Below are 21511 nucleotides of genomic sequence, written 5' to 3' on the forward strand. Positions count from 1 at the left end.
CCGTGTTCTTCGCCTGTGCCCCGGACGGGACGAACCGGCGGGCGCCGAACGGGACCCGGGGTGCCGTCCGGTGAGCGAGCCGCACACCGGCGGAGCCCCGCCCCCTGACCTGCGGCGCGGTGGCTCAGCGGCCGAGTGCCGCCATCACCTCGCGCAGCTGCGCGAGGGGCTCCGGGCCGCAGATCCGCAACACCACCGTCTGCGCGCCCGCCGCCCCGAGCGCGTGGAGCGCCACCACGGCCTCGGCCCCCGTGCCACCGGCCGCGAACGTCGCCGAGGCGTCGCGCCCCAACCACTGCGCGTGTCCGGCGACGGCGTCCCGCAGGGCCGGTGCTGCCGCGTCTCCCACGCCGAGGAAGGTGAACACGGTGATCGTGTGGTCCGGGCCCGCGCCGCCGCGCTCCGCGGCGGCGCGGACCGCGCGCAGGTCCTCCGGGCCGTGGCCCTCGGCCACGAGTGTGCCCTGCGCGGCACGGCCGGCCAGCTCCAGGGACTTGGGCGAGACGACCCCCGCGATCACCGGCGGCACCGAGTCCTTCGCGGGCGGGTGGACCAACTCCACCCCCTCCATGTGCAGTTCACGCCCGTCCACGGTGACGCGCTCGCCGCGCAGCAGACCGCGTACCGCGGTCAGGGTCTCCTCCAGCAGCGCCAGCGGTGACCTCGGGGCCACACCGACCTGGCGCATCCACTCCCGCACCCCGTGACCGATCCCGGCCACCAGCCGACCGGGGAACACCCTGGCCAGGGTCGCCACCTCCATCGCCAGCAGCGCGGGGCTGCGCAAGGGTGCCGGCGCGATCCCGATGCCGACCCGCAGTCGCTCGGTCGCCCCGAGCGCCACCGCCGCCGCCGAGACCCCGCCGTTCCACCCGAGGTCCTCGACGACCCACAGATCGTCCACCCCCAGCGCCTCGACCTCCCGGGCGAAGGCGGGCAGCCCGGCCGGATCCCAGGAGCGGTCGTACATCACACCGATACGAAAAGCCGTCATGGACCGCCAAGCTACCGCCAGGCACCACCGAACGCAGTACCCCGGCCCGAGGTCGATCCGATGCGACCGAACCCGAGCCGCGGGATGTCGGCCGGTCGTGGTGACGTCATGGTCCGAGACTGCAGGTTCCGGCCTTTCGCTCCCCGACGGGCCGTCCCGACTACAGGGCCAGGTCCGCCAGCGCCCGCGAGTCCTCCGGCCGGCCCGGCGGGTGCAAGAGGAAGGACAGCGCCAGCACGGCCGACGCTCCGCCGACGAGTTCGGGCACCTGCCGATCGAGCCGGGCGGCCCCGACTGCGCCTGCGGCAACCGGGGCTGTGTGGAGGCGCCGGCCTCCTCCGATGCGGTGCCGCACACGTTCCAGAAGGCCGGCGGCCGACGCGACACGCGGGGTTTCTCGGGTTACCTCGCTACCTCGAAGTGACCAGACCAGGGTATCTAATGACGTTTTGTCATGATTTTCAGTCGGGTGTCCTGTGGTGCTGATGTCTTGTCGTTCGGGCGGTGCGGGGCGCTTCGTTGTGAGGAGAGGTGAAACTGCGGATGGGTGCTCGTACGCGTGGACAGGGCGATCTGCCGTGGTACCGGGTCGGCCGTCAGCGGCCCGTGGCCGTGTTCGACAGGGACCTGGTCGGTGGGACGATCCCGGTTGGTGCCGTCGTCGCGTCCGATCCGGCCTGCTCGGGTGGACGGCGTGGGGAGCGTGGTGTGGGAGTGGCGTCGGTGGGGGGTGCGCTGCTGTCCGGTATGGCGCTGCTGGCGGCCGCGGCTCCACCGGCGGCCGCCGCGCCGGTGGGGGCCGTGCAGGTGCAGGCACAGGGGGCTGATCCGTCGCAGACCTTCACCTTCACCGGCGCTTCGCAGACCTTTACGGTTCCGGCGGCGGCGGTGGTGACGATCATCGCGGACGGCGCGGGTGGCGCCGACAACACCGGCACCTCCTGTTCCGTCACGGGGGCCGGTGGGACGGGGGCGCGGGTGGTGACCACGCTGCCGCAAACCACCGCGCCGACGACTTTCACCGTCAACGTCGGCGGCACCGGTGGCAAGGGCTGCAACGGCACCGGGATCCCTGGGGCCGGCGGGTTCAACGGCGGCGCCCCGGGGGGGAGTTTTCCGCTCGCTGGTTTCCAGTTCGAAGGCCCGGGTGGGGGAGGGGCCTCCAGCGTCAGCACGGGTGGCTCCCTGCTGGTGGTCGCCGGCGGCGGCGGTGCCTCCGGCGGCACCGGAGCGGGCTCCACGGGAGGGAACGGAGGAAGCGGCGGGACAACGCCGGACGCCACCGGCGGTACCGCGGGAACCGCCACCGGCCCCGGGGCTGCGCCGGGGCAGGGCGGGGGCGGTGGCAGCACCAGCACCAGTACCGGGGGAGCCGGCGGGATCTCCGGCACCGTTCCACTGTGTGCGGTCACGAACGGCGCTCCGGGGAGCGGGTTCTCCGGTGCCACGGTCGGTACCGGCGGCGCCGGGGGCAGGTTCGACGGCGGCTGCGCCGCCACTGCCATCGCTGGCGGCGGCGGCGGTGGGGGCGGGTACTTCGGCGGCGGGGGCGGCGGCAGCGGCGCCGTCAACGGCACGGGCACCTCGGCGGGTGGGGGCGGCGGTGGTGGGGGCAGCAGCTTCGCCACCCCTACGGGTAACGGCACGAGCTATGCGCTGTCGACGATCGGGACGGCGAACCACAACGGCCAGGTGACCATCACCTACACGCTCCCGTCCTTGACCATCACCAAGACCCACACCGGGCACTTCACCCAGGGGCGGGACGGGACCTACACCATCACCGTGGGCAACGCCGCCGGGGCCGCCCCGACCGACGGCACCACGGTCACCATGCAAGACACCCTCCCCGCGGGGCTCAAGGCGGACAGCATCAGCGGTGCGGGCTGGACCTGTGACCAGGGCACACTGACCTGCACCCGTAGCGACGTCCTTCCCGCCGGGAGCAGTTACCCGCCCATCACGCTGCAGGTCGACGTCTCCTGCAGGGCCGACGACGAGGTCACCAACGTCGCGGTTGTCACCGGGGGCGGCGACACCACCCCTCACACCGCCACCGACCCCACCAGGATCAAGCACCACAAGCACGACGCGCACGACAAGTACGACATGCGCTGTGACCGCAACGAGCACTGGTAGACCGACCAACCCCGGGTTCGCCTCCACCGGCCCGCGACCACCGCGCCGCCGTCCGGGCGGCCGCGACGACCGGGTGACCGCGACGACCCGTGAGACCATCGCCAACGCGATCGTCGGGCGCCGGTAGGCGACCTTTCGAAGCACGACCCGCGCCAGCGGGCCCGCCGTACCTGGCTGACGGCAGAACACCGAAGGCGCCGGCCACCCAAGGTGGTCGGCGTCTTCGGCATGTCGCGTGGTGGGTCAGAGCTGCTTCACAGTGGTCTTGGTGGTGGCCGGGACGAAGGCGTCGACGTCGACCCTGCCTGTGGCGTCCGGAGCCGGACTGGAACCGCTTCTACCGCCGCCTGCTCGCCTACCTCGCCGCTGGCGGCACCCTCGAGGGCCCGGCGAACCGCACAGGCGGAAGTGCCGACCCGGCCTTCAGCCCCGGCACCTGGCTGCGAAAGCAGGACAAGGCCCGCACTGAAGGGAAGCTGATCGACCAGCAGACCGCACTCCGCCCGCGTCCGCGTGACCGTCCCGGCCGGCTCCCTCGGCGTCATCCCCCCCGGGCCCGGCGCGACGACCGGCGCAGCCCCAGGACCACCCGCGGGGTCACCGGACATCCCGACCCGCGGTGAACACCCCGCCCCATCGGGTGCGGAGCGTGCCGGGACCGGGAACGAACAGGTGGGCTCTCGGCCGGATGGTGACCCCCGGCCGGGCGGACGACCCACCCGACGCCCCGCGCGTCGTCATCCCCCTCACTTCTCGACGAAGACGATGTCGTCGATCCGGGGGCGCAGCTTGATCGTGTCGCCGATGACGTCGATGATGCGGTGCAGGCCCTTGGTCGAGTCCCTTTGGTCGGAGAGGAAGTACTCGTCGTCCCCGCCGGCGAGGAAGGCGGGGAGGTGCTCGAGGGACGGTCCGAAGAGCCGCAGGTAGTCGGCCAGGCGTCGGAACAGCTTCGGCATGACGACCAGGTGGTCGGTGAGGGAGCTCAGGTCCTCGATCGTGGCGCCGCTGTGGGTGACGTCGTTGGCCCAGATGCTTTCGGGGGCCTTCTCGGCCCGCGCCTTCTGGGCGGTGGCGGCCATGTCGAGGCGCAGTTCCTTCGGCAGGTTCTTGTAGAACGTCGGGTAGACCAGGCCGCGGGAGAGCAGTTCGTGGTTGGCGGTCTGGTGCAGCATCGGCACGTCGACCCTGAGGACGGCCCCGCTCTCGGCGTCCGGGATCGGCGTACCCTTGCCGATCAGGGCGACGCAGCGCCCGTAGGTGTCGGCGCCGCCGGTGAGGATGAATCCGGCGACGGTCTCCGGGGAGGCGGAGGTGACCTTCTCGTCCGCCCCCTGCTCGACGTCGGTGAAGCCCAGCCAGGTCAGCAGGGCGTCCCGGGCGGCGTGCGCGCCCAGGTCGAGCGGCTGGTGCACGAAGTCGGGACCGACGCCCAGGTAGTGGGTCTCCAACGCGTCGATCCCGTCCAGCCGCAGGCTGGCGCCACCGTGGTCGTCCGTCTTGACCCTGTGGTCGCCGGGGAGTTGGGACCAGACGGTGATGTCGTCGGGAAGGAAGTGGACGGTGTCACCGTCCGGTTCGAAGCCCTTGATCTGGTAGCGGCCCTTGATGAGCGTCATGGCCATGGGTTGCCTCCCGTAGTCGAGTCGCGACCCATTGTGATGCTCTTCGTGGGCAAACGGCGGAATCGTGCCGTCGGCGCGTTGACCGGGTGGTGTTCGCCGTGCCGGTCGTGCCGCAGGCCGAAGGTGGTGGAAGGGCCGTCGGTCGTGTCGTGCCCCGACCGGTCGGTCCCGTCCGGTTCCCGCGCCTGCGGTACGAGGGGCCACGGATCACCAGGTGACCGGCAACGCCTGCAGGCCGCGGAAGACCAGTTCCGGCACGTAGGTGAGTTCGGACTCGTCGACGGCGAGGCGCAGTCCCGGATACCGTTTCACCACGGACCCGATCGCCACCCGCATCTCCCGGCGGGCCAGTACCGCGCCGAGGCAGAAGTGCGGCCCGTGCCCGAAGGCGAGGTGCGCTGCCGGTCCTTCGCGCGTGATGTCGAAGCGGCCGGGATCCGGGTACACACCGGGGTCGCGGTTGGCCGCGACGATGACCGGCAACACCGGTTCGCCCGCCCCCAGGTCGACGCCCTCCAGATTGACGGGCTCGGTCGTGACCCGGACCTCGGCCGAGGTGAAGAGCCTGCTGTAGCGCAGTAGTTCGTCGACCGCCGGTCCGATCAGGTCCGGTGACGACCGCAGCAGCGCGAGTTGGTCCGGGTGGCGCAGCAAGGTCAGCAACGAGTTGCCCAGCTGGTTGACGGTCGTCTCGTGGCCGGCGATCAGCAGGCCCTCGAGGTTGGCCAGCAGCTCGGGTTCGGTGAGGTGATCGCCCTCGTCGTTGGCGGCGACCATCGCCGAGATCAACCCGTCGTCCGGCTGCGCCCGCTTGTGACGCACCAGGTCGGCGAGCCAGTCCTGCATCTCGCCCTGTGCGGCCCGCAGTTCGTCCGCAGTGATGTTCGTGACGAACAGCCGCCTGGTCCACCTGCGGATGGCCTCCGCCTCGGAGTAGGGCACGCCGAGCAGCTCGCAGATGACCATCAACGGCAGTGGAGCGCAGAGGCCTGCCACCAGATCCGCGGTCGGGTCGAGGGAGTCGAGCAAGGAGTCCACGATGGACTGCACGCGTGGTTCGAGCTGATCGACCATGCGCGGGCTGAACGCCTGCGACATCAGCTTGCGCAGGCGGCCGTGGCCCTCGCCGTCCTGGCTGGAGATCAGGAGCGGGTCGGAGGCGACGGACAGTTTCAGCGGGCTGCCCGGAAGTGTGGCCGCCTCCCGGCTGAACCGGCTGTCGCTCAGAACCTGGCGCACCGCCTTGTAGGAGAGGGCGAGCCAGACGTCTGCCGGACCCATCGTCGCGAGGACGACCGGAGCCTGCGCGAGCAGAGCCTCGGCTTCCGGCTCGTTGTCGAGGTGGTGTGGTGTGGTGAGGGGGAACGTGGCCTGCATCGCTGCCTCCTGACTGGATGTCACCAGGTCCGGGCGCGGGGTTCCGGGCGCGAACGGCGCCGGGATCGATGCACGGATCGGTGACAGCTGGGTTCTATGCCGCTGGGTTCTGTGCCGCCGGGGGGCGGTGGCGCCTCGCGATCTCTCGACGTCGGTGGGGGCGAACGGTTCGGCCGGAGCCGTCGGCGGCGCCGGAGGCCGGTTCGCCCGATCCCGGTGGTGATCGTCGTGCGGAGGTTCCCCGGGGGCCGGATGACGGTCGAGGACGTTCTTCTGCGCGAGTGCGAACGGGATCCTAGGGCGTTGTCACCGGCGGCGTCGAGGGTTCCCATGAATTCGGCCGGGGCGCGACGGTGCAGGGCGTGGGCGAACTTCCTGACCGCGCCGGCGGGTTCACCGGCAGGTTCGCCGGCTGACACTGCGACGGGCCGTGCGTGAGAACTGGCGCGTTTCATAGAAGACACGGGACGGATCTCGCCACGGTGCCTCTTTCGTGCAGGCATATGACGTTGTGATGTGCCTCCTTCGAGACAGCCTTCGCCCGGCCTGTGGCGAGGGCGTGGTGTTGCTGCCATGCTCAGCTGCGCGGCGGAACGATCATCGCCTCGGCCCCTACGCTCAGTTCACCAGTGCATCTCCTCGAATCGCGTCGCCGACGCTGTCGCTTTCGAGGACCGCTCCACTGATCCACAAGCCCGAAGCGCGGGCGAGTCCGGGTTCGGACAGCACCCGGTCGCCGGGCCGCCCGCGTGCTCGATGATCCGGCCGCTCGCACGGCCGGAGCCGCACCATCGGGACTGCTACGGAAACACCGCCTTCCTTCATCCCCCGGCTCACGAGGTGTCGATGTGATGCGCTTCCCCCTGGATTCGGACGCTGATCGTGTCGCTGTCATCGGAATGGCGGGCAGGTTGCCGAAAGCCCCGGATCCGGAGGCTTTCTGGCGACTGCTGTGCGACGGGGCCGACGCGATCACCGCGCCGCCCGTGGGCCGGCAGGGCGTGCGGCACGGCGGTTACCTGGACCGGGTGGACGGCTTCGACGCGGCGTTCTTCGGTGTGTCCCCCCGTGAGGCCGTCGGCATGGACCCGCAGCAGCGCCTCATGCTCGAACTCGCCTGGGAGGCCCTGGAGGACGCCCGGATCGTGCCGAGCACGCTGACGGGCGGCCCGACGGGGGTGTTCGTCGGCTCGATGTGGGAGGACTACACGTCCCTGGCCTACCCCGGCCACATCACGCCGCACACGCTGACCGGCACCAACCGGGGCGTCATCGCCAACCGCGTCTCGCACTTCCTCGGTGTGCGCGGACCGAGCATGACGGTCGACACGGCCCAGTCGTCGGCGCTGGTCGCGGTGCATCTGGCGGTCGAGAGCCTGCGCCGCGGCGAGTCGGCGCTCGCCCTGGCCGGCGGGGTGAACCTCAACCTGACCGCCGCCCGCGAGGAGGGAGCGGCGGAGTTCGGCGGCCTGTCCCCGGACGACCGCTGCTTCACCTTCGACGCCCGGGCCAACGGCTTCGTCCGCGGCGAGGGCGGCGCCTTCCTCGTCCTGAAACCGCTGGACCGGGCCCTGGCCGACGGGGACCGGGTCTACGGCGTCATCCGGGGCAGCGCGGTCAACAACGACGGCGCCACCCGGAGCCTGACCGTGCCCAGCGCGCAGGCCCAGGAACAGGTCATCCGCGAAGCACTGGCCCGCGCCGGCGTGCGTCCCGCGGACGTGCAGTACGTGGAACTGCACGGCACCGGCACCGCCGTCGGCGACCCCATCGAGGCCGCCGCCCTCGCGGCGGCCTACCGCGACCCGGCCGAGTCCGGCGACGCCGACAGCGCCCTGCGGGTCGGATCCGCCAAGACCAACGTCGGCCACCTGGAAGGCGCCGCGGGCATCGTCGGTCTGCTCAAGGCCGTCCTCAGCGTGCACCACCGCGCACTGCCGCCGAGCCTGAACTACGAAACCCCCAACCCCGGCATCCCCCTCGACGCCCTGGCGCTGCGGGTCCAGACCGCTCTGACCCCCTGGCCGCGGCCGGACGCGCCCCTGCTCGCCGGTGTGTCGTCGTTCGGCATGGGCGGCACCAACGCGCACGTGATCGTCGAGCAGGCGCCCGACGCGGCTGACGCGGCCGCGCCGCCGGCCCGGCGGCCCGCCCCCGAGGCCCGGCCGGCGCCGTGGATCGTCACGGCGCGGACCAAGCAGGCGCTACGAGCGCAGATCGGGCGCCTGCGCGAACACGTGCGCAGCCACCCGGACCTGGCCGACGCCGAGGTCGCGCACGCGTTGGCCACCACCAGGACCCGCTTCGCGCACCGCGCGGTCCTGCTCGACTCCGTCCAGGTCGCCGCCGACCGGGCCGGAACCCCGGGCCGCACCGTCTTCGTGTTCCCAGGCCAGGGCGCGCAGTGGGTCGGCATGGGCCGGGAGCTGTACGCCGCGTACCCCGTCTTCCGGGCCGCCATGGACGAGTGCGCCCAGGCCCTGGCCCCGTACACCGACTGGTCCCTGGCCGATGTCCTGGACGGCGCCCCGCTCGACCGCGTGGACGTCGTGCAGCCCGCCCTGTTCGCGGTGATGGTGTCCCTGGCGGCACTGTGGCGGTCCTTCGGGGTCGAGCCCGACGCGGTGGTCGGGCACTCGCAGGGCGAGATCGCCGCGGCACACGTCGCGGGCGCGCTGTCGCTGTCCGACGCGGCCCGGATCGTGGCACTGCGCAGCCGCGCGCTGGTGGCGCTGACCGGCCGGGGCGGCATGGTGTCCGTGGCCCTGTCCGCCGAGCGGGCCGAGGACTACGTGTCGCGCTGGGGCGGCGCGCTGACGGTCGCCGTGGTCAACGCCACCGGCTCGGTCGTCGTGTCCGGCGACACGCAGGCCCTGTCCGAACTGGTCGAGTCCTGCGCGGCGGACGGTGTCCGCGCCCGCGTCGTCCCGGTGGACTACTCCTCCCATTCCGCGCACGTCGAGGCGATCCGCGAGCGGCTGCACACCGAACTGGACGGTGTGCGGCCGCAGCAGGGCAGCATCCCGTACTACTCCGCGGTCACCGGCGGCCTCCTCGAGGACACCACGGAGCTCGACGCCGGCTACTGGTACCGCAACCTGCGCGAGCCGGTCCGCTTCGACCTGGCCACCGCCGCACTGCTGGCGGACGGGCACGGCGTCGTGGTCGAGGTCAGCCCGCACCCGGTGCTGCTGCCCGCCCTCGAACAGAGCCTGGAACAGGCCCGCGAGCGGACCGGCGTGCCCGGCGTCGCCACCGGCACGCTGGGCCGTGACCGGGGCGGGCCGGACGCCTTCCTGACCGCGCTGTCCCGGCTGTTCGTGGCCGGCGTGCCGGTCGACTGGTCCCCGGCCGTCGCCGAGGCCGCGCCGGTCGACCTGCCCACGTACGCCTTCCAACGGCGCTCGTACTGGCTGCCCGACGCGCCGGCCGGGCAGAGCGGGCGGACCCCGGCCGAACCGGGGGCACACGCGGCGCGGACCACCGCGCCCGGTCGGCCGGACGGCAGCCCGGAGACCCGCGACACCGGGGCGGGCGGCACGGACCCGGGCGACCCCGAGTCGGGCGACACGGCCGCCGTGGTCACCGCGCAGATCGCGCTCGTGCTGGGCCACGAGAACCCCGCGGACATCGATCCCGCGCTCACCTTCAAGGACCTCGGCTTCGACTCGGTCACCGGGCTCGAACTGCGCAACCGCCTGGCCGGCGCCCTCGACCGGCGACTTCCCTCCGGTCTCGTCTTCGACCACCCGACGCCCGCGGAGCTGATCGACTGGCTGCGCACCGGCCCCGGCGGCCGGCCGGCCCCCGCCGCCCAGGCCGCCCACGACGACCCGGTCGTCATCGTGGGGATGGGCTGCCGCTTCCCCGGCGGGGTGGCCTCGCCGGACGACCTGTGGCGGCTCGTCACGGAGGGCGTGGACGCGATCGGCGACTTCCCGGACGACCGCGGCTGGGACCTGGGCGGCCTGTACGACCCGGAACTGCGCGGCGCCGGCACCACGTACATCACCCGGGGCGGGTTCCTGGAGGAGGTGGCCGGCTTCGACGCTCCGTTCTTCGGCATCTCGCCCCGCGAGGCGCTCGCCATGGACCCGCAGCAGCGGCTCGTGCTGGAGACGGCCTGGGAGACCTTCGAGCACGCCGGGATCGACCCGGCCTCGCTGCGCGGCAGCCACACCGGCGTGTTCACCGGCGTCTGGTCGTCCGGTTACGCGACCGGGCCGGGCCTGCCGGAGGACCTGGAGGGTTACCTGTTCACCGGCGTCGCGACCAGCGTCACGTCCGGCCGGGTCGCCTACCACCTCGGACTGCGCGGTCCGGCGCTGTCCGTGGACACCGCCTGCTCGTCGTCCCTGGTCGCCGTCCACCTGGCCGCCCAGGCCCTGCGCGCGGGCGAGTGCTCGCTGGCGCTCGCCGGCGGTGTCACGATCATGGCGACACCACTGGGCTTCACCGAGTTCTCCCGCCAGCACGGCCTCGCGGCGGACGGCCGCAGCAAGCCCTTCGCCGCCGCGGCCGACGGCACCAGCTGGGCCGAGGGCGCCGGCCTGGTGCTGCTGGAACGTCTGTCGGACGCCCGCCGCAACGGCCACCGGGTGCTGGCGGTCGTCGCGGGAAGCGCGGTCAACCAGGACGGGGCGTCCAACGGCCTGACCGCGCCGAACGGTCCGTCGCAGGAGCGGGTGATCCGTCAGGCCCTCGCCAATGCCGGGTTGGAGGCGTCCGAGGTGGACGCGGTGGAGGCCCACGGCACCGGCACCACCCTGGGCGACCCCATCGAGGCCCACGCCCTGCTGGCCGCCTACGGTCAGGACCGGGTGGAGCCGTTGTGGCTGGGGTCGGTGAAGTCCAACATCGGCCACACCCAGGCCGCCGCCGGCATCGCGGGCCTGATCAAGATGGTCATGGCGATGCGGCACGGCGAACTGCCGCGAACCCTCCACGTGGACGCCCCCTCCCCGCACGTCGACTGGGCCTCCGGCGGCGTCCGGCTGCTCACCGAGGCCCGGCCGTGGCCGGAGCACGAGCGCCTGCGCCGCGCCGGCATCTCGGCCTTCGGCATCAGCGGCACCAACGCCCACCTGATCATCGAGCAGTCCTCCGAGCCCGACCCCGGCCACCTTGCCGAACCCGCCGGCCAGGCCGCCCCCACCGTTTGGCTGCTGTCCGCGAAGAGCGACGCCGCGCTGCGCGCCCAGGCCGAGCGGCTGCACGCGTACGCGACCGCCCACCCCGACGTCCCGGCCGCCGCGATCAGCCGCGCACTGGCCGCCCGCACCCGGTTCGAGCACCGGGCCGCGGTGGTCGGCGCCGACCGGGACGACCTGCTCTCCGGCCTGGCCGCGCTCCCGCAGGGACTGCCGGGCCTACCGGCCCGTACTGGCGGGACCGTGTTCGTCTTCCCCGGACAGGGGGCGCAGTGGGCGGGCATGGGCCGTGACCTGTACGAGCAGTCCGAGGTCTTCCGCGCCGGCATCGACGCCTGCGCCGCCGCCCTGGCCCCGTACACCGACTGGTCGCTGGTCGACGAACTGCGCCACGGCTCGCTGGACCGCGTCGACGTGGTGCAGCCGGCCCTGTTCGCCGTCATGGTGGCGCTGGCCGACCTGTGGCGGTCCCACGGCGTGCGGCCGGACGCCGTGGTCGGCCACTCCCAGGCGGAGATCGCCGCCGCGTACGTCGCCGGCGCGCTGTCGCTGCGGGACGCCGCCAAGGTCGTGGCGCTACGGTCCAGGGCATTGGCCGCCATCGCCGACCGGGGCGGCATGGTGTCCCTCGCGCTGTCCGTCGAACAGGCCGTCGGCTTTCTGGCCCGCTGGGGCGAGCGGCTGACCACCGCCGTGGTGAACGGACCCGCGGCGGTCGTGGTGTCCGGCGGCTTCGACGTGCTGGACGAACTGCTGGCCGCCTGTGAGGCCGACGGCATCCGCGCCCGCCGCCTGCCCGTCAACTACGCCGCCCACTCCGCCCAGGTCGAGGCGATCCGCGAGCAACTGCTCGCCGAACTGGCCGACATCACGCCCCACTCGGCGGCAATCCCGTTCTACTCCACGGTCACCGGCGAGCCGGTCGACACCTCCGCCCTCGACGCCGACTACTGGTACCGCAACCTCCGCGAACCCGTACGGTTCGACCTGGCCACCCACCGGCTCACCGCCGACGGCCACGACCTGTTCCTGGAGGTCAGCCCGCACCCGGTGCTGGTGCCCGCGCTGGACGCCGCCGCCACCGGAACACTGCGCCGCGACCACGGCGGCCTCACCGAGTTCCTCGCCGCGGCGGGACGCCTCTACGCCGCCGGAGCCGACGTCGACTGGACGCCGCTCCTGCCCCGCACCGCACCCAGGGCGGACCTGCCCACGTACGCGTTCCAGCGCGAGCCCTACTGGGTGACCGCGACCCCGCCGGTGCCCCGCGACGACTGGCGGTACGAGGTGGCATGGACACCGGTGAGCGGTACCGCGGCCCCGGTGGACCCTGCTCGCTGGCTCGTCCTGGCCGCGACCGGGCACCCGTGGGCCGAGGCCCTGCGCGAACGGGGCTTCGCCGTGGCCGACACCTGGGACGCGGCCGACACCGGGGACGCCAGGCCCGGCCCGGACGGTGTGCTGTCGCTGCTGGCGCTGGACGAGGAGCCGCACCCCGACCACCCGGTGCTCCCGGCGGGCCTGGTCCGCACCCTGGATCTGGTCCGCACCCTGGATCCGGTGAGGACGGCGGCCGTCCCGCTGTGGTGCGCGACCAGCGGGGCCGTGAGCACCTCGGGCACCGACCCGGTCACCAGCCCGGCCCAGGCCCTGGCGTGGGGCACCGGCGCGTCCGCGGCGCTGGAGTTCCCGCACGGCTGGGGCGGCCTGGTCGACCTTCCCGCCGTGCCCGACGAGGAGAGCGTGAACGCGCTGCTCGTCGCGCTCGCCGGCACCGGCGAGGACCAGGTGGCGATCCGCGGCACCCGGCGCTTCGCCAAGCGGCTGCGCCGCAAGGCCCCATCGGGCCCGGCCGCGCGGCCCTGGCGGCCGCGGGGCACGGTGCTGGTCACCGGCGGCACCGGCGCGCTCGGCGGACACGTGGCCCGCCGCCTCGCGCGGCAGGGCGCGGAGCACATCGTGCTGGCCGCCCGCCGCGGCCCCGACGCACCCGGCGCGGCCGGCCTGCGCGACGAACTGGAGGCAGCCGGGGCGCGGGTGACCGTGGCGGCGTGCGACGTGGCCGACCGGGACGCCCTGCGGGACCTCGTCGAGCGCGTCGGAGACATCCGCGCGGTCTTCCACACCGCCGGCGTGATCAGGGCGACCAGGCTGGCCGACACGACACCGGCGGAGTTCGCCGAGGTCGTCACGGCCAAGGTCGCCGGGGCGGCGAACCTGGCGGAACTCCTGCCGGACCTCGACGCCTTCGTCCTGTTCTCCTCCACCGCGGGCGTGTGGGGCGACGGCCACGGCGCGGCCTACGCCGCCGGCAACGCCTTCCTCGACGCCCTGGCCGCACAGCACCGAGCCCAGGGCCGCGCCACGACCTCCGTCGCCTGGGGCATCTGGGCCGAAGGCGGCATGGCGGCCCTGGAGTCCGTGCAGCGCCAGCGCACCCTGCTCGGCCTCGGCGAACTGGACCCGGGCCGGGCACTCGACGCGCTGCAGGACGTCCTCGACCACGACGAGGCCCTCGCGGTCGTCACCGAGGCCGACTGGGCACAGTTCGCCCGCGCCTACACCCACGCGCGGCCGAGCCGGCTGCTGCGGGACCTGCCCGAGGCCCACAGCCGGCCGCAGGCCCCCCGACCCGCGCCTCCCGCCGGCGGCACCGACCTGCTGGAGCTGATCACCACCCACGTCGCCGGGGTGCTGGGACACGCCACCCCCGAACGGCTCGACCCCCGGCAGGCGTTCAAGGACCTGGGCTTCGACTCACTGACCTCGGTGGAACTGCGCAACCGCCTGACCGCCGCGCTCGGGGTGAAACTGCCCGCCACCCTCGTCTTCGACCACCCCACCCCGGCACGGCTGGCCGCCCACCTGTCCGGCGAGTCCGGCGAGCAGGACGCGCCGCGGGCCCCGGCCCCGGCCGCGACGGACGAGCCGATCGCGGTCATCGGCATGGGCTGCCGCTTCCCCGGAGGCGTCGGCACCCCCGAGGACCTGTGGCGGCTGGTCGCGGACGGCGTGGACGCGATCGGCGACTTCCCGGCCGACCGGGGCTGGGACATCGACCGCCTGTACGACCCGACGGGAAGCCGCCCCCGCACGTCGAGCACGTCCCGGGGCGGCTTCCTCGACGCCGCCGGCGACTTCGACGCGGCGTTCTTCGGGATATCGCCCCGCGAGGCGCTCGCCATGGACCCGCAGCAGCGGATCCTGCTGGAGACCGCGTGGGAGACCATCGAGTACGCCGGGATCGACCCGACCACGCTGGAGGGCACACCCACCGGCGTGTTCACCGGCATCTGGTCCACCGGCTACGCCGCCGGGCCGGTCCCCGACGACCTGGAGGGCTACCAGGTCACCGGCACCGCGTCGAGCGTGGGGTCCGGCCGGCTGGCGTACCAGCTGGGCCTGCTCGGCCCGGCACTGTCCCTGGACACCGGCTGCTCGTCGTCCCTGGTGGCCCTGCACCTGGCCGCTCAGGCGCTGCGCTCGGGAGAGTGCTCCTTCGCCCTGGCCGGCGGCGTCACCGTCAACGCGGCCCCCACGCTGTTCACCGAGATGTCCCGGCAGGGGGCGAGCGCGCCCGACGGCCGCAGCAAGTCCTTCGCCGCCGCGGCCGACGGGGCGGGCTGGGCCGAGGGCGCCGGCCTGCTGCTGCTGGAACGCCTGTCGGACGCCCGCCGCAACGGCCACGAGGTGCTGGCGGTCGTCCGAGGCTCTGCCACCAACCAGGACGGCGCCTCCAACGGCCTGACCGCGCCCAACGGCCCCTCCCAGGAGCGGGTGATCCGTCAGGCCCTCGCCAATGCCGGGTTGGAGGCGTCCGAGGTGGACGCGGTGGAGGCCCACGGCACCGGCACCACCCTCGGCGACCCCATCGAGGCCCAGGCCCTCCTGGCGACCTACGGCCGGGACCGGGCGGAGCCGTTGTGGCTGGGATCGGTGAAGTCCAACATCGGCCACACCCAGGCGGCGGCCGGCGCGGCCGGCCTGATCAAGATGGTCATGGCGATGCGGCACGGCCGACTGCCGCGGACCCTCCACGTGGACGCGCCCACCCCGCACGTCGACTGGGCCTCCGGCGCGGTCCGCCTGCTCACCGAACCGGTCGACTGGCCCGAGAGCGGGCGGCCACGGCGGGCCGCCGTCTCCGCGTTCGGCATCAGCGGCACCAACGCCCACGTCATCATCGAGCAGAGCATCCTCGAACAGCCCGCCGAGGCCGACCCCGCCGCACCCTCTCCCCGGGGCCGCGCGGACGACCAGGTCCTCTGGCCGCTGTCGGCCAGGTCCGAGGCGGCGTTGCGGGAGCAGGCGCGCCGGCTGGGCGCCTTCACCGCCGCGCGTCCCGAGGTGAGCCCGGCTGCGGTCGGAGGCGCCCTGGCTGCCCGCACCGTGTTCGAGCACCGGGCCGTGGTGGTGGGCACCGCCGCCGCCCTGGACGCCCTGGCCGGGGGCGGTACGGCGCCGGGTCTGGTCAGCGGGACGGCCCGCCCGCTGGGTCGTTCGGTGTTCGTGTTCCCGGGGCAGGGTGCGCAGTGGGTGGGTATGGGTGGGGAGTTGTACGCCTCGGAGCCGGTGTTCCGGGAGGCGGTCGACGCGTGTGACGCGGCGTTGGCGCCGTACACGGACTGGTCGTTGGTGGAAGTGCTGACCGGTGACGGCTCGCTGGAGCGGGTGGATGTGGTGCAGCCCGCCCTGTTCGCGGTGATGGTGGCGCTGGCCGAACTGTGGCGTGCCCATGGTGTGGAGCCCGACGCCGTTGTCGGGCATTCGCAGGGGGAGATCGCGGCGGCGTACGTGGCCGGCGCGCTGTCCTTGGACGATGCCGCGAAGGCGGTCGCCCTGCGCAGCAAGGCCCTGGTCGCCCTGGCCGGACACGGCGGCATGGTCTCGGTCGCGCTGTCCGCGGACGACGCCGCCGGCTACCTGGCCCCCTGGGGCGACCGGATCACCGTCGCGGTGGTCAACTCCGCCTCGACCGTCGTCGTGTCCGGCGAACCCGGGGCGCTGGACGAACTGCTGGCAGCCTGCGCCGGGGACGGCATCCGTGCCCGCGCCATCCCCGTCGACTACGCGGCGCACTCGGCGCAGGTCGAGACGGTCCGCGAGCAGCTGCTGACCGACCTCGCGGACATCCGGCCCCGGCCCGCGGCGATTCCCTTCTACTCCACGGTCACCGCGGAACCCGTCGACACCTCCGCCCTCGACGTCGACTACTGGTACCGCAACCTCCGCGAACCCGTACGGTTCGACCTGGCCACCGCCCGGCTCACCGCCGACGGCCACGAGGTGTTCGTGGAAGTCAGCCCGCACCCGGTGCTGGTGCAGGACCTGGACGGCGTGGCGACCGGCACGCTGCGCCGCGACCAGGGCGCCATCGGGGAATTCCACACCGCCCTGGCCCGCCTCCACGTCCAGGGCGTCGCCGTGACCTGGCCGCACGACCGCCCGCACGGCGTCAGGCTGCCGGGCTACGCCTTCCAGCGCAGCACCTACTGGCTCACCCCCGCGGCCGGCGACCACGGCACCGGGCACCCGCTGGCGGGCACCACCGTCGAGCTGCCCGACGGGGGCACCGTGCACAGCGGCCGCGTCTCCACCCGCACCCACCCCTGGCTGGCCGACCACGCCGTCGACGGCACGGTCCTGCTGCCGGGCACCGCCTTCCTCGAACTCGCCACCCTGGCCGGCGGGACCGTCGACGACCTCGTCCTGCACCTGCCCCTCGCGCTCTCGGACACCCCCACGGACATCCAGATCTCGGTCGGCGCCCCGGACGACGCGGGCCGCAGCCCGGTCACCGTGCACTCCAAGGGCGCCGACGGCTGGATCCGCCACGCGTCCGGAACCCTCGGCGGCCAGGTGACGGCCGGACGCCTCGACTGGCCCCCGAGGAACGCCCAACCCGTGGACCCCGAAGGGTTCTACGCCTTCCTCGCCGGACTCGGATACCAGTACGGACCCGCGTTCCGGGGCGTGCGGGAGTTGTGGCAGGGCGAGGACGAACTGTACGCCGAGGTGTCCGTCCCCGACGGCGCCGGCTTCGGCATCCACCCCGCGCTCCTGGACGCCGCACTCCAGCCGCTGATCCTGCTCAGCCCCGACACCCGGGTCCGGCTGCCGTTCTCCTTCTCCGGCGTCGCCGTACACACCACCGGTGTGTCGTCCGCCCGGGTCCACCTGGCCCGCACGGGCACCGACACCTACCGCGCGACACTGACCGACCTGTTCGGCGAGCCGGTCGCGGACATCACCGCGCTGACCGTCCGTCCGGCCGCCGAGGCCCGGGCCGCGGTGCTGCACACCCAGTGGGTGCCCCTCACCGCGAGCACACCGACCGAGGTGGTGCCGAGCCCGGTGCTCACCGCGGAAGCCGACGCGGACTCCGTGCACGCCCTCGTCCAGCGGGCCCGCGCGCTCGTCCAGGACTTCCTGGCCGAGCAGCCGGAGCGGGCGGCCGCACGCCTGGCCGTCCTGACCCGCGGCGTGGCCGGCGCGGCCGTACGCGGCCTGGTCCGCAGCGCCGCCGCCGAGCACCCCGGCCGGTTCGTCCTGGTCGACATGGGCGACGCCTCCGAGGAGGACGCGGTCCGGGCCGCCATGACAGCCGGCGACGAACCCGAAGTGGCCCTGCGCCGCGACGGCGTCCTCGTGCCGCGGCAGGCCAGGTACGCGCCGGAACCGACCGCCCCCGACGGCGCGTACCGGCTGAGCGAGTCCGGCACCGGGCAACTGGACGACCTGGCCCTGCTGCCCCGGCAGGAGGCCGCGCTGGAACCCGGACAGGTACGGGTCGCCGTACGCGCGGCCGGCCTGAACTTCCGCGACGTGCTCATCACCCTCGGCATGTACCCGGACCGGCCCCCGTTGGGCGGCGAAGGGGCCGGCACCGTCCTCGAGGTCGGCCCCGGCGTCACGGCCTGGCGGCCCGGCGACCGCGTCATGGGACTGATGCCCGGCGCCTTCGGGTCGCGCGCGGTCGCCGACCACCGGCTCCTGACGGCGATCCCCGACGGCTGGAGCTTCACCGAGGCGGCGTCGGTGCCCGTCGCGTTCACCACCGCCTGGTACGGGCTGTTCGACCTCGGCGAACTGCGCCCCGGCGACCGGGTCCTGGTCCACTCCGGCGCGGGCGGTGTGGGCATGGCCGCCATCCGGTTGGCCCTGAACAGCGGTGCGGAGGTCTTCGCCACCGCGAGCCCCGCCAAGTGGGACACCCTGCGGCGCCTCGGACTGGCGGACGACCACATCGGTTCGTCCCGCGACACCCGCTTCGCCGACCGGTTCCCGGCCATGGACGTCGTCCTCAACTCGCTCGCGGGAGAACTCACCGACGCCTCCCTGCGGCTGCTCGCCGACGGCGGACGGTTCGTCGAGCTGGGCAAGACGGACGTCCGCTCACCCGAGGGCCTGATCTACCGGGCCTTCGACCTCAACGACGTCGACCCCGCGCGGCAGGGCGACATCCTCTCCAGGGTCGTGGCGATGGTCGCCGACGGGACGCTGGAGCCGCTGCCGGTCACCGCCGCGGACCTGCGCCAGGCCGTCGACTCCTTCCGGCTGATGAGCCAGGCCCGCCACACCGGCAAGATCGTCCTCACCGTCCCCCAGCCGATCGACCCCGACGGCACCGTGCTGATCACCGGCGGCACCGGCACCCTCGGCCAGGCCGTCGCCCGCCACCTGGTGTCCCGCTACGGGGTACGGCACCTGCTGCTCGTCAGCCGCGGCGGCGGCGCGGTGCCGCACCCGGAGGCGCAAGGGGACGTCGACGTGCGGGTCGTGGCCTGTGACGTCGCGGACCGGGACGCGCTGGCGGCCGTCCTGGACTCGATCCCGGCCGAGCATCCGCTCACCGCCGTCGTCCACGCGGCCGGCGTGCTCGACGACACCGTCATGGAACGGCTGACCGCGGAGCAGCTCGACCGGGTGCTGCGTCCCAAGGTCGACGGGGCCTGGCACCTGCACGAGCTGACCCGCGAGCACGACCTCGCCGCCTTCGTGCTGTTCTCCGCGGCCGCGGGTGTACTCGGCAACGCCGGCCAGGCCGGCTACGCGGCCGCGAACTCCTACCTCGACGCGTTCGCCGCACACCGGCAGACCCTCGGACTGCCCGCCGTGTCGATGGCCTGGGGCTACTGGGAGCAGGAGAGCGGCATGACCGCCCACCTCACCGCGGCCGACCGCCAACGCCTCGCCCGCAAGGGCATCCGCCCCATCAGCGTCGAACGCGCCCTGGCCATGTTCGACACCGCGCTGGCTGCCGGACGTCCCGCGCTGACCACGGCCGACCTCTCGATGCCGCAGACCCTGCCGACGCCCAAGGCGCCCGCGTCGGACCTGCTGTCCCTGGTCGCCGCCCACACCGCCACCGTCCTCGGCCACTCCGACGCCGCCGCGATCACCCCCGGACTCGCCTTCCGCGACCTCGGCTTCGATTCCCTGACCGCCGTCGAACTGCGCAACCGCCTCGCCGGCGCCACCGGCCTGCGGCTGCCCGCGACCCTCGTCTTCGACCACCCCACCCCCGCCGACCTCGCCGACCACCTCGCAGCAGAACTCTCCGGTGAGGGTGCGGATGTGGTGCCGGTGGTGCCGGTGGGTGGAGTGGGTGATGCCGCTGATCCGGTGGTGATCGTGGGCATGGGGGCCCGGTATCCGGGTGGGGTGGGGTCTCCGGAGGAGTTGTGGGGCCTGGTGTCGGGTGGGGTGGACGCGATCGGGGCGTTCCCGACTGACCGCGGGTGGGACGTCGAGGGGTTGTTCCATCCGGATGCGGATCACCCGGGGACGTCGTACACGCGGTCGGGTGGTTTCCTCGCGGACGCGGCGGGGTTCGATGCGGACTTCTTCGGGATCTCGCCGCGTGAGGCGTTGGCGATGGATCCGCAGCAGCGGGTGCTGCTGGAGACCGCGTGGGAGACGTTCGAGGACGCGGGGATCGATCCGACGTCGTTGCGGGGCAGCCGGACGGGCGTGTTCACCGGCATCTGGTCCTCCGGCTACGTCGGCAGCCCCGACCAGGCACCGCCCGACACCGAGGGCTACCTCGCCACCGGCATCTCGCCGAGCATCACCTCCGGCCGGGTCTCCTACCTGCTGGGCCTCCAGGGCCAGGCCGTGTCCGTCGACTCCGCCTGCTCCTCGTCCCTGATGGCGATCCACCTGGCCGCGCAGGCACTGCGCTCGGGGGAGTGCACACTCGCCCTGGCCGGCGGGGTGACCGTGAGCGTCACCCCCCTGCAGTTCACGGAGTTCTCCCGCCAGCGTGCCCTGGCCCCCGACGGCCGGTGCAAGCCCTTCTCGTCGACGGCCGACGGCACGGCGTGGGGTGAGGGTGCGGGGTTGGTGCTGCTGGAGCGCCTGTCCGACGCCCGCCGTAACGGCCACCGGGTACTGGCGGTCGTCCGGGGCTCGGCGGTCAACCAGGACGGGGCGTCCAATGGGCTGACCGCGCCCAACGGCCTCTCCCAGGAGCGGGTGATCCGTCAGGCCCTGGCCAATGCCGGGTTGGAGGCGTCCGAGGTGGACGCGGTGGAGGCCCACGGCACGGGGACGACGCTCGGTGACCCGATCGAGGCGCAGGCGCTGTTGGCGACGTACGGCCGGGACCGGGTGGAGCCGTTGTGGCTGGGGTCGGTGAAGTCGAACATCGGCCATACCCAGGCGGCGGCCGGTGTGGCCGGTGTGATCAAGATGGTCATGGCGATGAGGCACGCCGAACTGCCGCCGACGCTGCACGTCCAGGAGCCCACGCCGCACGTCGAGTGGGACACCGGTGACATCCGGCTGCTGACCGAGGCCCGGCCGTGGCCGGAGACGGGGCGTCCCCGCCGCGCGGGCATCTCGGCCTTCGGGGCCAGCGGCACCAACGCGCACGTCGTCATCGAACAGTTCCCGGAGGAAACCGCCGGACAGCCCGCCGCGGACGACTCCGCGGAGCCCACCGTGTGGCTGCTGTCCGGGAAGACGGACGACGCCCTGCGCGCCCAGGCCCGGCGGCTCGCGGACCACGTCACCGCCCACCCCGGACTCCGGCCGGCCGCGATCGGTCGGGCCCTCGCGACCACCCGCACCCTGCTCGCGCACCGGGCGGCCCTGGTGGGCAGCACCCGGAGCGACCTCATGGCGGAACTGGCCGCCCTCGCCGACGCGGACCCCCGCGTCATCACGGGGGTCGCCGGTTCGCCGGGTCGTTCGGTGTTCGTGTTCCCGGGGCAGGGTGCGCA

At 73.7% G+C, this 21511-nt stretch carries 6 protein-coding genes; 3 read left to right on the forward strand and 3 right to left on the reverse strand.

Going from position 1 to position 21511, the window contains the following annotated elements:
* Window positions 1-124: 124 nt before the first annotated feature.
* Complete coding sequence (locus ACWDBE_RS18085; RefSeq protein WP_449792256.1) at window positions 125-994, reverse strand: LLM class flavin-dependent oxidoreductase; 870 nt, start codon at window positions 992-994, stop codon at window positions 125-127.
* 274 nt (window positions 995-1268) lie between these two features.
* On the opposite strand from ACWDBE_RS18085, the gene ACWDBE_RS18090 reads away from it, so the two are divergent.
* Entirely contained in the window at window positions 1269-1418 is a 150-nt protein-coding gene (locus tag ACWDBE_RS18090; protein ID WP_449808530.1) for an ROK family protein, read from the forward strand.
* A gap of 299 nt (window positions 1419-1717) precedes the next feature.
* Entirely contained in the window at window positions 1718-3133 is a 1416-nt protein-coding gene (locus ACWDBE_RS18095; protein ID WP_449808520.1) for a hypothetical protein, read from the forward strand.
* 746 nt (window positions 3134-3879) lie between these two features.
* Here ACWDBE_RS18095 and ACWDBE_RS18100 read toward each other — a convergent pair.
* Complete coding sequence (locus tag ACWDBE_RS18100) at window positions 3880-4758, reverse strand: nuclease (RefSeq protein WP_449808521.1); 879 nt, start codon at window positions 4756-4758, stop codon at window positions 3880-3882.
* A gap of 207 nt (window positions 4759-4965) precedes the next feature.
* Entirely contained in the window at window positions 4966-6135 is a 1170-nt protein-coding gene (locus tag ACWDBE_RS18105) for a cytochrome P450 family protein (RefSeq protein ID WP_449808522.1), read from the reverse strand.
* A gap of 851 nt (window positions 6136-6986) precedes the next feature.
* Between ACWDBE_RS18105 and ACWDBE_RS18110 the strand changes: the two genes are divergently transcribed.
* Window positions 6987-21511: SDR family NAD(P)-dependent oxidoreductase (locus ACWDBE_RS18110; RefSeq protein ID WP_449808523.1), on the forward strand; the 14525-nt coding region annotated here is incomplete at its 3' end.

This window comes from Kitasatospora sp. NPDC001132 (genome assembly GCF_053598415.1).